The organism is Amycolatopsis sp. NPDC039088 (genome assembly GCF_055598845.1).
The window spans coordinates 59931-75397 of sequence record NZ_JBVKAE010000034.1 but is presented as its reverse complement, the minus strand read 5'-3'; the positions used below and the strand labels follow the sequence as shown (position 1 = coordinate 75397).

The 15467-nt window shown below is 68.4% G+C and carries 10 protein-coding genes; 4 read left to right on the top strand and 6 right to left on the bottom strand.

Translation table 11 applies throughout. From position 1 onward, the window contains the following. Nucleotides 1-37: 37 nt before the first annotated feature. Nucleotides 38-949, top strand: a complete 912-nt coding sequence (locus ACZ7KI_RS33755; protein WP_470277083.1) for a hypothetical protein — start codon at nt 38-40, stop codon at nt 947-949. On the opposite strand, the gene ACZ7KI_RS33750 is transcribed toward ACZ7KI_RS33755, so the two are convergent. Further along, nucleotides 946-4911, bottom strand: a complete 3966-nt coding sequence (locus ACZ7KI_RS33750; RefSeq protein WP_470277082.1) for an alpha-(1->3)-arabinofuranosyltransferase — start codon at nt 4909-4911, stop codon at nt 946-948. The genes ACZ7KI_RS33755 and ACZ7KI_RS33750 overlap by 4 nt on opposite strands. 39 nt (nt 4912-4950) lie before the next feature. Between ACZ7KI_RS33750 and ACZ7KI_RS33745 the strand changes: the two genes are divergently transcribed. Further along, nucleotides 4951-5655, top strand: a complete 705-nt coding sequence (locus tag ACZ7KI_RS33745; protein ID WP_470277081.1) for a class I SAM-dependent methyltransferase — start codon at nt 4951-4953, stop codon at nt 5653-5655. Here the strand turns inward: ACZ7KI_RS33745 and ACZ7KI_RS33740 are convergent. From ACZ7KI_RS33740 to ACZ7KI_RS33720, 5 genes are all read right to left on the bottom strand, one after another. After that, nucleotides 5649-7391: a hypothetical protein gene (locus ACZ7KI_RS33740; RefSeq protein ID WP_470277080.1), complete on the bottom strand. Its 1743-nt coding sequence runs from the start codon at nt 7389-7391 to the stop codon at nt 5649-5651. The two genes, ACZ7KI_RS33745 and ACZ7KI_RS33740, sit on opposite strands and share 7 nt — an antisense overlap. A gap of 8 nt (nt 7392-7399) precedes the next feature. Continuing rightward, nucleotides 7400-8989, bottom strand: a complete 1590-nt coding sequence (locus ACZ7KI_RS33735) for a substrate-binding and VWA domain-containing protein (protein WP_470277079.1) — start codon at nt 8987-8989, stop codon at nt 7400-7402. Nucleotides 8990-9086: 97 nt separating this feature from the next. Next, entirely contained in the window at nt 9087-11201 is a 2115-nt protein-coding gene (locus ACZ7KI_RS33730; RefSeq protein ID WP_470277078.1) for an EAL domain-containing protein, read from the bottom strand. 105 nt (nt 11202-11306) lie between these two features. Further along, the gene (locus tag ACZ7KI_RS33725) at nt 11307-12356 is read right to left on the bottom strand and encodes an alpha/beta hydrolase (RefSeq protein ID WP_470277077.1); all 1050 of its coding nucleotides are present in this window, start codon (nt 12354-12356) and stop codon (nt 11307-11309) included. A gap of 76 nt (nt 12357-12432) precedes the next feature. Further along, nucleotides 12433-13776 (bottom strand): cytochrome P450, encoded by a 1344-nt coding sequence (locus ACZ7KI_RS33720; protein WP_470277076.1) that lies wholly within the window; start codon nt 13774-13776, stop codon nt 12433-12435. Between the two features lie 172 nt (nt 13777-13948). Here ACZ7KI_RS33720 and ACZ7KI_RS33715 point away from each other — a divergent pair, with 172 nt between their 5' ends. Together ACZ7KI_RS33715 and ACZ7KI_RS33710 are read left to right on the top strand one after the other, a co-directional pair. Next, nucleotides 13949-14761, top strand: a complete 813-nt coding sequence (locus ACZ7KI_RS33715; protein ID WP_470277075.1) for an SAM-dependent methyltransferase — start codon at nt 13949-13951, stop codon at nt 14759-14761. Nucleotides 14762-14831: 70 nt separating this feature from the next. Next, on the top strand, nt 14832-15110 hold the full coding sequence (locus ACZ7KI_RS33710) for a hypothetical protein (RefSeq protein ID WP_470277074.1): 279 nt from the start codon (nt 14832-14834) through the stop codon (nt 15108-15110). The last annotated feature ends 357 nt before the right edge of the window (nt 15111-15467 follow it).

The following is a 15467-nucleotide window of genomic DNA, read 5'->3' as shown; positions in this document are numbered from 1 at the left end:
CGCCGATTTTGTCGGTGATCGACCCCATGCTGATCCGGTGCGAAGGGGAGACTGGGCGCGCCACTCCTTGATCACCGACGGTTCGTCTGTGGTCACGGCGAAGCAGCTCGAATCACTTGGTGTTCCGCGCAGCACGATCTGGCGACGTTGCCGGGCGGGAGGGACGTGGCGAACGCTGCTTCCCGGTGTCTTCCTGCTCGCGAACGGCGAACCAACGGACGAACAGAAGATCCGAGCCGCGCTTCTGCATGCCGGTGCCGACTCGATCCTGACCGGTGTACGCGCCTTGGAGCGATACGGACTCCGCAACCTGCCGAGCACCGATGAGGTACATGTTCTCGTTCCGGCGGAGCGGTCGGTCGCCGACGCGGGTTTCGTCCACGTCGAACGGTCACGTCGGCTGCCGAAACCCAGACCGAGGTCCGGCGTCTCGACCGCGCCGGTGCCGCGTGCGGTGATCGACGCGGCACGCAGGACACCGGATCGGGACGCGGTAACCGCCCTGATGGCCGAGTCCGTCCAGCGCGGCTTTTGCCTCCCGCGGGCACTCGCCGACGAACTCGACGAAGACCGCCGGGCTGGAAAGGAGCTCCTGCGAAGCGCGCTCCTGCCCATCCTCGGCGGCGCCCGTTCGGTCGCCGAAGCCGACGCCTGGCACCTGTGGCAACGATCAGACCTGCCCGAGTGCCAGTGGAACGTCCGGATCTTCGACTCCGAGGGTGGCTACATCGCCGAACCGGACGGCGGTGCGACGAGCTCGCCTTCGCCTGGGAAATCGATTCCCTCGGCTACCACGCGGGAGACGATGGCTTTCGCACCACGCTCGCTCGCAATGCCCGGTACGCGGCGGCGGGGATCATCGTTCTCCAGACGCTTCCGTCACGGCTGCGTTCGGAGCCCGGCAAGGTCGTGGCCGAACTCCGTGCCGCGTTGGAAAGCGCGCGGCTAAGACCCCGGCCCGACGTCCGGGTCGGCTGATCGTCCCGCGAACCAAGGCAAGCACATCGCCACCATCGCCGAGGCCGCCAGCAGCAGCGAAGCCTGGGTCACCGGACCGTAAGCCCACTCCTGACCGTGCCCCAGCAGCCGCCCCACCACCGCGACGAGTGTGCCCACGACCATCCCGCCGAAAGCGAGGTACCGCGGTGCGCGTTCGCTGAACTGGCGGGCCAGCAGGACGGCGATCAGCAGCACGATAGGCAGCATTCCGCCGAGGACGGCCAGCAGGCCGATGAGCACCACCGGGACCGCGATCCCGGAGCCCGCCTCGACGGAGACCCGCCGGGTACGGACCGGCCACAGCACGCCGATCAGCACCGCGAGGATCGCGAGCGCGCCGATCAGCAGGCCGGAGCGGTACTTCCAGTCCGGTGTGAACTCGAGCTGGACGACACCGCCGGAGCCGGCGGGCAGGATCCACGCCTGCTGCCAGCCGTCGACGCGCGTCTTCGCCAGCGGAGTTCCGTTCAGTGACGCCGTCCAGCCCGCGTTGGCGTTCTCCGGAACGGCCAGGATGGACTCGGCCCCGCCTGCCACGGTGACCGATCGCGACGTCGCGTCCCACGAATCGACGGAGACGGCACGGTGTCCGACAGGTGCCGCTTCCTTCCCCGCGGGTTTGAGCCACAGGTCCTGGACCACAAAGGACTCCGACCGGTCGGTCCGCAGTTCGTGCCCACCCGCCGCCAGGTCGACGCCGCCCTGGGAATCGGGGCAGGCGGACAGCGTCAGAGGCCGGTGCGCGGTGTAATCGGCGAGCGTGCCGCGGACGGAGGTGTCGTAGTCGAAGCCGTCCAGGTGGACGTTCGGACCCGATCCGCACGGCAGAACGAACTCCGCCGACGGCGCGGGCATTTCCGCGCCGGTCAGCGACAAGCTCCCGATGCCCAGGGAGTTCCGGGTCCGCTGGTCGTCGTCGAGACCGGCGAACGCGATCTTCAGCTGCGAAGTGTCCAGCAGCGGGAAAGTCGCCGCGCCGGAAGCGTCGAGTTCGACAGAGCGGCTCGACGTCGGCGTCGTCAGCTCCAGCCGCGCCGGAGCCCGAGCCGTCCCGCCCGGGTCGGTCGCGACGCGGATTCCGGAGATCGTCCGCGGTTGTGCCCAGTCCAGCGTCAACGTCGGCCGCAGGTCGGTGACGTCGGGCAGCCACGCGGTCGCGGGGTTCCCGTCCACCGCCGCGAACGCTCCCGCCGCCGGATCCCCGCCCAGTTGCGAAGTCCCGGTCACCTGCACGCCGGGCAAGGCGACCGGAACACCACCACCGCCCGCGGGCAGCACGGTGCCGCCGAATTCGTAGGCACTCTGCGACGTCGTCGAGAACAGCCGCCGGATCCCGTCCGGTTCTTCACCGTCGCGGGCCGCGGAAGCGTCGCAGCGTACGTGTTCGCCGTCGGGGACACAGGCGTAGCGCGGTTGCGCGCCCCGGGTGAACGCGAAGCCCGGCGCCGCACCCGCGGGCAGGTCGGCGGGGACTTCGAGCGCGCGTCGCGGTTCGGCGCCGGGGATCTTCAGCTCCGAGATACCGACGTTGCCGTCCGTCCTGCCGACCACGAGCGACAGCAACGTGATCCGCACCTTGCGGGTCACCCCCGCCGTCACCGGATAGCTGTGCGCTCCTTCGCCCCGGACGACCTGGTGATCGACGGAACCGTTGTCCGTGGTGATCCGGATCCGGGTCGGCGGCCAGCCGACGCGGATGTCGTCGACCATCGCGAGATCGACCGTGTTCACCAGCCGAGGGGTGTCCAATTCGACTTCGAGCCACTCGCCGATCGGACCGGTGAAACTCGACGAATGCCAGGCCGTCCGCGGATCCCCGTCCAGTGCGGCGAACGGCTGATGGCTCGGATCCGACCCGCCGAACGCGTCGGCGAACGACGCCGCCGTCGACGCGCTGACCGTCCGGATCCCCCGGTACGCGGCGACGGTCTGGTGCTGCTCCCCAGGAAACGGCAGGACGTCCAGCGCGGCCCGTTGCTGTCGCGGTGATTCCCCGGCCGTCAGCGTCTGGCTCAGGTTGTCCCGCACCCCGCCGACGTTCCGTTCGGCGCGACGCAGCCCGTCGGTGACCAGCCTCGGTCCGGTCGGTGAGCCGCCGTCCCCGGTCAGCACCGTCGGTGTGCCGGGAGCCAGCTGGCCGGAGTTCATGAGCGGCAGCAGGTTCTCCGGTCCGCCACTCACCGTGGGAACGTCCTTTGTGGACGTGGCAGTGACGAGCGGCACCGGCCGCTTCACCTCGTAGATCTCCAGCGGTCCGAATTCGGCCGCCTTCCCGATCCCGGGCGATCCCGCCAGTCCGGCGCGCAACGTCGTGAAATCGGGGGCGCCGACCTTGGCGCGGTCGATGTCCCCGCGCAGCACCAGAAACCGGTGACCCGACCGTGCGAGCAGGTCGGCGAGCCCCGGATCTCCCCTGCCGTCGGCCAGGGCCGCGTCGACCGAGTCCATCAGGCGGGTGTTGCCCTCCGACCCCAGCGGAACCTGGTTGCGCACAGCCCACGGACTGTCCGCGATGGCCTGCGCGGGCTCGTCCACGGTGCGGCCCCAGTCGTACTCGCCGAACCCGGTCGCGGGCAGCAACAGCGTGCGCGCCCGCGCGTCGGTCTTGGCGACCCAGCCCATCGCGTCGTACCAGTATCCGGGCACCTCGTCCCAGCCCGGCCCCGGCCGCAGCGTCAGCAGCCACACCGGCGCGGCCATCACCACGACCAGCAGGGCGCCGAGCGCGGGCCGCAGCTGCCGTCGCAGCGCGGGGGCGGCGCTGGTGATGCCATGACTTGTGATGCCGTGGACGAACGCCAGCATCAACGGCAGGCGCAGCACCGGCTCGAACTTGTGCACGTTGCGCAATGGCGCGAGCGGCCCGTCGAGCAGCTGCCGCACGGGTTCCGCGAGCGGGCTGTCGAGGGTCCCGACATAGCCGACGGTCAGCAACGTCAACCCGGTCAGGACGCCGAGCACCAGGAAGCGCCGTTCGGGCAGGCCGCGCCGCGCGAGGCCGAACAGCCCGACCGCGGCCACCAGACCGGTGGCCGCCATCAGCACCGGATTGTCGATCAGCGCCCATCCCGACGGCCACCACGGCGTGCCCTGCACGACGTAGGCGACCCACTGGTTCGTCCCGCGCAGCACTTCGAACAACGACATCGGCGCCGTGGTGTTGGTCGCCGATTCGATGTAGTCCAGGAACGGCAGGCTGTACTGGCCGAGCAGCACCAGCGGCAGGATCCACCACAGGATCACGCCGACGACGAAGACGAACCACCAGATCACGAGTTCGACGTGTGTGCTCCGCCATTTGCGGGTCAGCAGCCACAACCCGGGCAGCACGAGCGCCATCACGACCATCGCGCCGTTGACCCCGCCCATGCACAGCACGGCGAGCGCGGACAATCCGGCGGCGCGGCGCGGGGAGCCGATCCGGTCGGCGAGGATCAGCGGCAGCAGCACCCACGGCAGCAGGACGGCGGGCAGCATCTCCGAGGACAGCGAGCCGATCTCGGTGACCATCCGCGGTGCCAGAGCGTACGCGACTGCTCCGATCAGCCGAGTCCGTTCGTTCCCTGTTTTCAGGGCGCGGGCGACCAGGAGGGCACCCGCGAAAGCGACGGACAGCAGGATCGCGCACCACAGCCGCTGTGCGATCCAGACCGGCATCCCGACGGCCTGGCACAGCGCGAAGAACGGCCCCATCGGGAACAGGTAGCCGTATGCCTGGTTCTGCAGTTCCCCGGCCGTCGCCTGGGGATTCCACAGGTGCAGCGCCCGGCCGAGGAAGGCGAGCGGATCCACGGCGAGGTCGAGTTTGGTGTCGAAGGTCGTCCGGCCGGGACGCTGCAGAAAGGACAGCACGGTCAGCGCCAGCACGATCCACGTACTGGGCCTTTTCGCGAGCGCGCCGGGGGTTACCATCCGGTAGATACTAGGCGGAAACGTGGCTACTATGCGCCTATGACAGACGGTTTCGAAGAAGCGTGGTCGCTCGCCGAACCCGTCAAAGGCTGGATGACGCGGGATCAGGGCCTCGCGCTGTGGACCGCGGCGTGCCGTTTGGACAAAGGCGACCTGATCGTCGAAATCGGCAGCCACCAGGGTCGTTCGACGATCGTCCTCGCCGCCGCGGCTCGCACGGTCGGCGCGCGGGTGGTCGCGATCGACCCGTTCGTCGACGGACGGCTGTTCGGCGGTTCGCCGACACGCCAACGGTTCGAGGCGAACCTCAAGTCCGCGGGCGTCGAAGACGTCGTGGAACTCGTGGCCGAATACAGCACGAAACTCCGGTCACGCTGGGACCGCCCGATCCAGTTGCTCTACATCGACGGCAAACACGACTACTGGACCTACACCGACGACCTGCGCTGGTCGGCCAATTTGGCCGACGGTGGGGAAATCCTGGTCCACGACTGTTTTTCCTCGATCGGCGTCACCGTGGGCACGATCGTGAAAGTCCTCTTCGGACGGCGATACACCTACCTCGACCGCGCGACGTCGATGGCCCGGTTCCGCCTTGTCCCGCCATCGATGAAGGATCGCCTGCGCGTGGTCGCCCAGTTGCCGTGGTTCGCGCGCAACGTCGGGATCAAGATCCTTTTGCGGCTGCGGTTGGCACCCGTGGCCAGGATCTTCGGCCACGACAGCCCGTACGACCCTTACTGAATGAGCGGCTTGCCGACCTCGACCTTCGCGAGGCAGACGGGAGCGCCCTTGGCGGGCAACTGGAAACCGACCTTGTCGAAGAGCCCTTCGATCGGCAGGTACATCGTGTGCAGGCCGGGCTGGAACCACACCGGCACGCGCACCCCGTCACGGTCCACGACGCCTTCGCCGCCGTCCGAGGTGAAGTAGTCGATCCGCAGTAGATACCGGCCGAGCACGGGAGTATCCAACGGAACGCGGACCAGGTTCTCGCCCACCGGGTATCCGCAACCCGCCACCGGACCCGGCACGCCTCGGGAAACCGGCTCCACCCCGGTGATCAGCCGCGCGCTGCCCGAGTCGTCCAAAAGGGACAGGCGGCTCGTCGGCTGATCGAACCGGACACCCGGGATCAGGCCCACGACCCGCGATGTGCGGGCGTTTTCACCGAACCAGCCGTGCAGGATGTCGTTCGGCACCGTGGTGTCGTACAGGATCAGATCGGGGTCTCGTTCCATCGAAGCGCGTGCGTTGGCCAGGAAGTCGCGGGAATGTTCGAACCGTAGCCCGGACGCCAACCGTGAGAAACCCACGCCGGAACTCGCGATCAAGGCGAGACACAACGCCAGGACGAGTGGTCGTTTCGCCGTGGCCGGCACGGAATCCCACGGCCGGTCGAGGGGTTTGGGCTCCAGGAAGGCGAAAGCGACACACAGCGCGACGACGAGCGCCAGGTCGGCGACATAGCGCGGATCGCTGCCCAGTTCCGGGCCGACCTCGGTGAGCCGGGTCGCCGCGGAAAGCGCGACGTCGGCGGCGAAGACGAGGCCGAGCAGCAGCCATGCCTTCCGTGCCCGCGTCCCGCCCGTCCGCAGCCCCACGACCAGGACCACAACGGCCGCGAGCAGAAGCAGAATCCGGACCACCACGCCGGAGGGGGCGAAGGTCGCGCCAGGACCGGGACCGGACCACGGACCGCCGACCATGCCGGGCACCAAGGTGTCGCCGAGCATCCGGCCGGCCATATCCGCGACCGTGCCGACGGTGACCGGGCCGGCGCCCTGCCCGACCTGGCTCGTGGTCAGCGTGAGGAAGACGGCGGCGTATCCGGCGAGCACAGCGGCGAACACGCCCCAAAGCACGACGTTCCGTCGCAGCGAGACGCCGAGCAGCACGGTGACCCCGGCGAGCAGCACCGGGATGAACACGGCCTTTTCGTAGAAGACGAGCCCGAAAACGGTCCACGCCACGGTGGCGATCGCCCAGCGGCCGCCGTCGGCGAGATACCGGACGTGCGCGTGCAGGGCGGCGGTCGTGGCCAGCAGCACGGGCGCGACCTGGATGGCATACGCCCACCACAGGGTCGGGACGAGCAGCAGGGTCGACGTCGTGAACATCGTGAACGGGACGAGAATCCCCCACCGGCGCCCGAAACAGCGCACCAGCACCGTCCACAAGAGAATCGAGGCAGCGGCCTGCATCAGCAGGACCGGTGCCATCAGCAGCGCGGAGTTCAGCGGTGCCCACGCGGTCAACAGGTCGGCGAGCAGGAAACCGCCCGGGGCGAAATGTCCGTGGTAGTCCTGGAAGAAGTAGCCGAAGTCGAACGGCCCCGCCTTGGCGGCGTGGTAAGTGATGACGAAGTCGTCCTGTGCGAGGCTGCCGCGCAGCGCCGCCCACGTGTGCAGGACGAACGGGACCACACCCGCGACGAACGCGGCGAGCGTGACCGCCGACGGTCTTTCCCCCAGTGCCACTCGATGCCTCAATTCTTGCAGGTCGGCGGCTGGCACATGATCTTGCTCAGCGCCTGGTAGAAGACGTCGGAGATCTTCCGCGGATCGGGGGTGGTGAACGATTCCCCGCCGGTGGCGGCGGAAACCTGCCGCAGTTCGGACGCGTTGATATCCGGTCCGATGCCGATCCCGATGACGGGCAGGGGTTTCCGCGGGTCCTGGAGCTTGCCCAGCTCTTCCAGCAACTGTGGCAGTCCGATCGTTTCGCTGTCCTCGTTGCGCCCGTCGGTGAGGACGACGACGAGGTTGATCCGGCCGGGTTTCCAGTTCTGCCTGGCGTTCTGGTACGCGGCGAGGATCGAATCGTAGAGGCCGGTCGCCCCACCCGATTTCGGTCGCACCGCCTGCAGTTGCCCGACACCGCCGGAGGCCTTCTGGTCGGCGATCGTCCGCATCGGCAGCAGGACCCGGTAGTCCTTGTCACCGTCCAATTTGGTCGAAAACAGCCACAATCCCAGCTCCGTGGTGGGTTTGAACAGCCCGAGCCCCTGCGTCGCGGCCTGCAGGGTGAGCTCCATCCGGCTTTTTCCCGCTCCGGGTACGGCGGCCGCCATCGAACCGGAGACGTCGAGCAGCACCTGGACCCGGGCGCTCAGGTTCGTCCCCGCCCAGGCCTGCAACGCGGCGTACAGCTCGGTGACGGGCGGCGGCCCCGGCGGATGGGGCGTCGGATCGGTCCGGCTGTCCTGTGCGCGCGGAACCGCGAACCGCCCGGTGGGCGCACGGAATCCGGCGTCGGCGAAGATCGTGGCCGCGAGCGGATCGAGCAGCAGCCGCAGAAAGCGTTCCGCCGCACCCCGCGACGCCTCCGACGCCTTGGGCAGCACGACGTAGGGATAGTCGAAGCCCTGCACCGGAACACCCGGGTAGGCCGCCACCAGATTTCGGGCGAGCACGGACTGTTCGGTCGCCGGGAAGGCCGCGGGGAACTGGCCGGGCGCCTGATTCAGCTTCCGCATGACGGCGGTGAAGGCGGCGGCCGGATCGGGCGCCTTCTCCGTCAGCTTCCGGAGGCCGAGCAGTGTGGCGATGCCGAGCGGATCGCGGGCCGGATCCGGCATCCCGACCGGGGAGCCGTCGAGGATCTCCTGCCAGGAAGGGGTTTTCCCCGGCCAGCCGAACCGTCGCGCGGTTTCGTCGGGAAGTCCCAGCACCACCGGCGAATTCGCCACCGACTGACCGGATTCCGGCAGATTCCACGCGCCGGCGTCCCTGGCCTGCGACAACATCGTGCTCGACTCGGGCACCCAGACGTCGGGCCCGCCGGAGGTGGTGGTCCCGAGCAGGTCGGCCGTCTTCGCCGACTCGCTCGCGGTCACGGCGACACTGAAACATTCTTCCTGCGGCACGGTCGCCGCGAGCCGGGTGAGCACCGGCGCCACGTCGGGCGCGGCGGTGATCTCGACCGGCGTCAGCGCTTCACAACCGTTGCCTGCCAATCGGGCGCGCAGATAGTCGACGCCCCACCAGGCGCCCAGCGCGATCACCAGCAACAGGCTCAAGACGACGACGGGCGCGTTGAAACGCCGTCCACGCCTCGGACCTACCTGCATGCGCATGCCTCCGAGGTGCGGTACGGGACCTGGGATGTTGCCCAATCCGTCCGCGCACGTCAACCCTCGGGTAACTTACGCCCGCGCCGGTGCGGCAGATGGCCTAACCGAAGTACCGGCCTGCCCCGATATGGGCACCGGCGACCCGCCACCATCCGGCGTCGCCGGTCGAGTCGATCCCCTCCGCGATCACCGTCACGCCCGCCATGGTCGCGGTCTCGATGAGGTTCCGCAGCGAGCGCTCGGCCAGCGGTTCCGTGCGCCGTTCGGCCAGCCGGGGAGCGATCCGGACCGTCCGCACGGGCACGTCCACGAGGCAGATGACGTCACCGGCGGCGCCGAAGTCCTGCAGTTCGGCGTCCACGCCGATCTCGGCGAGAAGATGCAGGTTTTCGACGGTGTCCCCGAGGTCGCCGAGCACGGCGCCGGCCGGGAAGCCCAGCCGCAGCCGCGATGGCCCGAGGCCGGTCGCGGTGAGCAAGCGTCGTACCGACCCGACGAGATCCGGATCCGCGGCCTGGTGCGGCGTCAGCCCCACCACCATCGGCAGCCTGTCGTCCGCTTCCTCGCAGGCGGTGCGGATGAGCCATTCGCCGAGCGGCACGATGAGGCCGGTTTCGTTGGCGAAGCGGACGCAGGTTTCGTGACCGATCCTGCCGTGGCGCGGGTGGTTCCAGACGAGTCGCGCCTCGATTCCCGCGGGCGTGCTGTCCGCCAGCCACGTCAGCGGCCGGAAACCGACTTCGACCTCGCCGGTCTCCCAAGCTCCCGCCATGGAGACGGCCAGGCCGAACTCGTGCCGTTCCCTGGTGTCGAGGACGGAGTCGGACAATGCCCACTGCCGGTAGCCGTTGGCCTGAGCCCGGCGCAGGGTCATGCCTGAGACGCGCAGCAGTTCGGTCGGCGCGATGTCCCGCGGCGGCCGGTGCACGACCCCGATACACGCCGAGACCGCGACCCCGCTGCCGCCTTCGAGATAGACCGGTTCGGCGAGTTCCTGGTTGATCATGCCGATGACAGTGGCCACGTCCGGGCTGGTGGCGGTGTTCTGGATGAAGATGCCGAACTCGTCGCCGCCGAGCCTGGCGACCAGCGCGTCCTCGCCGCCGACGACCGCCCGCAGTTTCGCGGCGACGCTCTTCAGCAGGTCGTCGCTCTGTTTCTGGCCGAGCCCGCCCGAGATCAGGGAGAATCCGTCGAGGTCGAGGTGGTAGACCGTGACGCCGAAGGCCGGGTCGGCGTGCCGTAGTGCCCGTTCCAGACGGGTGCCGAAGAACTGCCGGTTCGGCAGGCCGGTCAGCGGATCGTGCAGAGCCTGGCGGCTCAGCTGCCGTTGGAGCAGCGAGACGTCGGTGTCACCGTCGACCAGGGTGATCAACTGCCGGGCTTCGCCCGCCGGATCGCGGATCACGGCGCCGGTGAACCTCGCCCACGTCGATTCCTCTTCGTCGACGACGAGTCTTCGTGACAGTTCGAGCCGCTGGCGCTCGCCTTCGAGCAGCTTCCGATACCCCTCGCGCAGGCCGTCGGCGTCCTCCGGATGGACGAGGTCGTAGAGGTTGAGGCCGATGAGGTCCGCGACGGGCCGGTTCAGCATTTCGGCGAACGCCGGGTTCACCCGCTGGACGCGGCCGTCCACCCTGGTGACGGCGACCCCGGTCGCCGAGCCGGCGAACAACTGCTCGAAGCGTGCCTGCGAGAGCACCAGCTCACGCCGGGTTTCGCGTTCGAGAGTGACCAGCGTGCGACTCAGATCCTCCTGCTGGGTCTGGACGCTCTCGCGCAAGGCCTCTCCGTAGCCGGACGCGAGCGCACCGAGCACCTGCAACACCCGTTCGGGTAACGACTTCACGCCCCGCAATTCCGGTTCGTGCAAAAGCCCCTTGCCGAGTACCTCCATCGTCCGGCGCAGGCTGTCCGGACCGACACATCTGAGCGCGACGAGCCGCGCGCCGGCTTCGGTGGCCTGCGCGGGCTCGGGATCATCACTCAGCACCGCCGCGAACACCTCGTCCAGCAGAGCGGCGAAATGCTCTTCTATCTGGGCGTGGGTATACGGAAGATACGCCGTACCGGTGACCAGATAGGCCCACTTGCGGGCCAGCGTGGCCCGCGTCGGCGCGGCGTTCTTCCTCTTGGGCGAGGCTGACGATGAAGGTCTCTTCGGGGCGTCCGGCGACGTCGGGCACTCGTCGCCGTTCGGAAATGGGGCAGTCACGTCTGCCGGTCCTGAGGTCGTTTTCGCATTCCGTCGTGGAGAAACATCCTCCACGATTCTCGGGCCGTACTCACGGTTTACTGATCACCCGAACGGGTGGTAACCCTAGGGTAGTGCAACACCGACCTTATCCCTCAACCATAGGCGTGTGGCGTCCCGGTACTGGGACGCGTTGCGATGTAACGCCACCGAATGTCCGGCACCGGGCAGAACATACGTGGAAAGTTCGGCCTCGGGACGGTAAAACGGCGCTTCCGCCGGACGCAGCGTCTCCCCGCTCGAACAGTCCCGCAGCGCGAACAGGCCGCAGAACAGAATGTCCTTCTCCCCGACCACCTGGAAAACCGGCACCCGGATCGCTTTCGTCGCGGGCAGCACGATCCCGAACACGGCGACGGTTCCCATTCCCGGAACCGAAACCTGATCCTTGGTCGCTTCATCAGCCTCGATGACGCGCGGGTCGGCATTTTCCGTCGCGTAGAACAGTCCGGCACGCGCTCCCGGTTTCGTCGCGAAATAGAGCGGATCGCTGCCGAGTGAACCGAGCTGTTCGTCCACGAACGCGGGCTGCAGGCCGAAAAGTACACCGAAGGTCAAGGCGGGTACCGACGGCAGATGCGTGATGCCGGTGAGGATGACGCCGTCGACGTCCTGATACGTCGACGCCTCGGTCGCGACGATGCCCGAACCGACCGAATGCCCGACGATCACGACCTTTCCGAACGGCGTCCCACCGACCCGGCCGGCGCGTAGATGCCCGACCACCTCGTGCATCGACCGCGCCAGCACCGGCAGCAGCAGCGGAAGGCTGAGCGGTTTGCTGCTCCGGCCCGAACCGAGCTGATCCGCGGCGAAGGTCGCGTAGCCGTGCTTGGCCATGTCGCGCTGGTACGAGTAGCGATCCGGGTCGTAGGGCAGGTCCCAGTAGGCGCTGTTGTAGGTGCCGCCGTGCACCAGGAGCTGGACCGCCTCGGGCGCCGGTCCCTCCGGCAGGCAGAACCGGCCGTGCACCGTCGCCGGTTCGCCGAGCGGACCGGTGACCGGCAGATCCACGTCCATACAACGAATTTCGACGGCCGCAGCCGGGGCGGCGACCAGGAAACCACCGAGGAGCACGCAGCAGGCGGCCACCGCCGTGGCCAGTTTGAGCGGCATTCTCACAGAATCCTCTCCGGAATGGGAACGCTCGGAAGGAGCACGAACCCTACACCTGGTGACGAAACGCTCACCGTCAGCCCGATCCTCTTGCCACCACGGTCATCGGCAGCCGATTCGGCTGCATGGTCGCTTTGATCTTGGGAAAGACCTTCACCCCTGGTAGCGGCTCCAGCCGCCACCGCGCGCCGATCGTCGCCGCGACCAAGGCGATCTCCGTGGGAGCGAACTGATGGCCGGGGCACAGCCGGGCGCCGGCGCCGAACGGGATGAACGCGCCCTTCGGCAAAGCGGCTGCCCGCTCCGGCTCCCAGCGGTCCGGGTCGAAACGGTCGGGTTCGGGGAACCAGCGCGGATCGCGGTGCAGGGTGTGCTGGCTGACGGCGACCTCGGTACCGGCGGGAATGCGCACACCGCCGAGTTCGACGTCCTCGCGTGCGCGCCGCATCAGGATCACCGGCGGGGTCCGGCGGACGACCTCGTTGATGATCCGCTGCGTGTAGACCAGCCGCGGCAGGTGCTCGAAGCGGGCGGGACCGCCTGCCAGGACCTCGTCGACCTCGGCGTGGAACCGGCGCTCGATGTCCGGCCGTACCCCGATCTCGTGGAAGAACCAGGCCAGCGCGACGGCGGTGGTCTCGGCGCCGGTGGTGAGGATGGTGATGACCTCGTCCTCCACCTGACGGTCGGTCATCTTCTCGCCGGTCTCGTCGTCCCTGGCCAGCAACAACATCGACAGCAGATCGCCATGGTCACCGCCCTTCTCACGCGCCTCCAGGACGGCCTCGCCGATGACCCGCCGCAGCCGCGCGGCGGCGGCGTCGAACTCGCGGTTCGCCGGAATGGGCAGCCGCTCCACGAACTTCGGCGAAAAGGCCCGGACCATGACGTACTTCAGCATGATCGGGATCGACCGCTGGATTTCGGCGAGTGCCTCGTCGCCGAGTTCGGCGGAGAACAGCGTGCGCCCGGAGATGGTCAGCGCGAGATCCTGCATCCGCCGGTCGAATTCCACCACCTCGCCCGGTTTCCACGAGTCGGCAAGCTCTACAGCGAGCTTCGTCATCGTCGTCTCGGCGTAGAGTTCGATACGGCTTCGCTGAAAGGCGGGCAGCATCATCCGCCGTTGCCGCTGGTTGAACGCGCCATTGGAAGTGGCGAGCCCGTCGCCGAACAACGGCCGCATTTTGTCGAACACAAGGCCTTTGTCGAACTTCCCCGCTTCGACGGCAAGCAGCCGCCAGGCCAGTTCCGGTGTGGTGACCAGGTAAACGGGCATCGGGCCGAAGTCGAGCCGGACGACGTCGCCGTGCGATCCCAGTGACGACAGCAGTTTCAGCGGGTCACGGAGCATCGCGACGGTATGTCCCAGCAGCGGCCAGCGGCCCGGTGCGACGGCGACGTCCGGAGGTGGTGCCATCGTGCTCGTCTCCCGGTGCCTGGACGCTGAACCCGGTCACCTTAGGACCACCGGAGGGCGGACGGGGTTCCACCGCCGCATATCCACACGATCGGACGATGGCGGTCCGCTCCCCGTGACCCGCTAGAATCCTGTGCCCCAACGGATTCCCACGGAAACGGCGGCGACGACGGTGACTGCGAACCCGAACTGGGTGCCCCCCGAGGTCGACACGACCGTGCCGAATCCCGCCCGGGTCTACGACTACTGGCTCGACGGCGACCACAACTTCCTGGCCGACCGTGAACTCGGCGAACAGATCCTGCGGATCATGCCGGGGATCCGCGACGCGGCCCGGCTCAACCGGGCCTTCCTGCGCCGGGCCGCACTGCACATGGTGGAAGCGGGTGTGCGGCAGTTCCTCGACATCGGCTCCGGTATCCCGACCGTCGGCAACCTGCACGAGATCGTCCAGCAGGCCGATCCGGACTGCCGGGTGGTCTACGTCGACCGTGAATCGGTCGCCGTGGCGCACGCCAAACTGCTGCTGAACGGCAACGACCGCTGCGCCGCCATCCAAGCCGACCTGCGCGACGTCAACGACATCCTCGACGCGCCCGAGGCGAAGGAACTACTGGACCTCGACCAGCCGGTCGGGGTGTTCATGTTGCTGCTGCTGCATTTCGTGCCCGACTCGTGGGAACCCCACGCGATCCTCGCCCGCTACCGCGAACGCATCGCCCCCGGCAGTTTCCTCGCCATCTCGCACGTCGCCGCCGACGCGGACTCGAGCGGTCTCGACGAGGCCATCGAGGCATACCGGAGCACGCAGAACAACCCCATCCCCCGCACGCACGACCAGGTGCTGTCGTTCTTCGACGGTTTCGAAGTCGTCGAGCCCGGCGTCGTCGGTTGCGCGATGTGGAACCCGCAGGGCGCCGGCGACATGTCCGACGACCCGGGCATCAACGCGCTCCCGTATGCGGGAGTCGGCCGGAAAACGTAGGGACAAGCCTCGCGAGTGGTGATGAGGCGTGCCATGGGCTCGGACTGGTCGTGGACGCTGACGCTACCCGGTGGGGCGGCTGCGCCCGGCGGCGGTCGAGCGCCTGCTGGGCCTGGCCGAGGCGCGCGGGCTGTCGCCCCACCGGCCGGGCGGTGGGATCAACGGCTTCGACTGCGCCCCAGGCCACGAGGGCGAGCATCGCGTGCACGACTGGCAACAGATGGTGCACGGCCTGGTGACCGGATCCTGGGCCACGAATCTGTGGACTCGGTCCGAGGTGGACGTGTGGCTGAACGCCGAGCCCGGCCGCCTCGGCGGCTGGGACACGGTGGACGACCATCGCGGATGAGACCGGCGCGGTGTTCGGCCGCCACCCGGTTCCTGGCCGGAGCAGCTGAGCTGGTCGACCTACTTCGATGCCGACCGTTACCGGTTGCTGCCGCCGTTGACCGCGGTAACCCGTTCTCCATCTCCGCGCTGGTGACGGTTGATCCCAAGCAGTGCTGACCGACCGTGTGGATTTTGCTGCGTTAGATGAAGCGAAATCCACACAGTAACGGCGCCCACCTGTGGTGGTCCGGGTTGTGAAGGCCTCCTTGAGGGAATCTGATTCCCTCAAGGAGGCCTTCCCAACCCCACCGCCTCCGAACCTCCCCGGGGAGGGCATTGGTCCCGGTGTCCTTTATGGCCCTCCAACTCCCCTGTT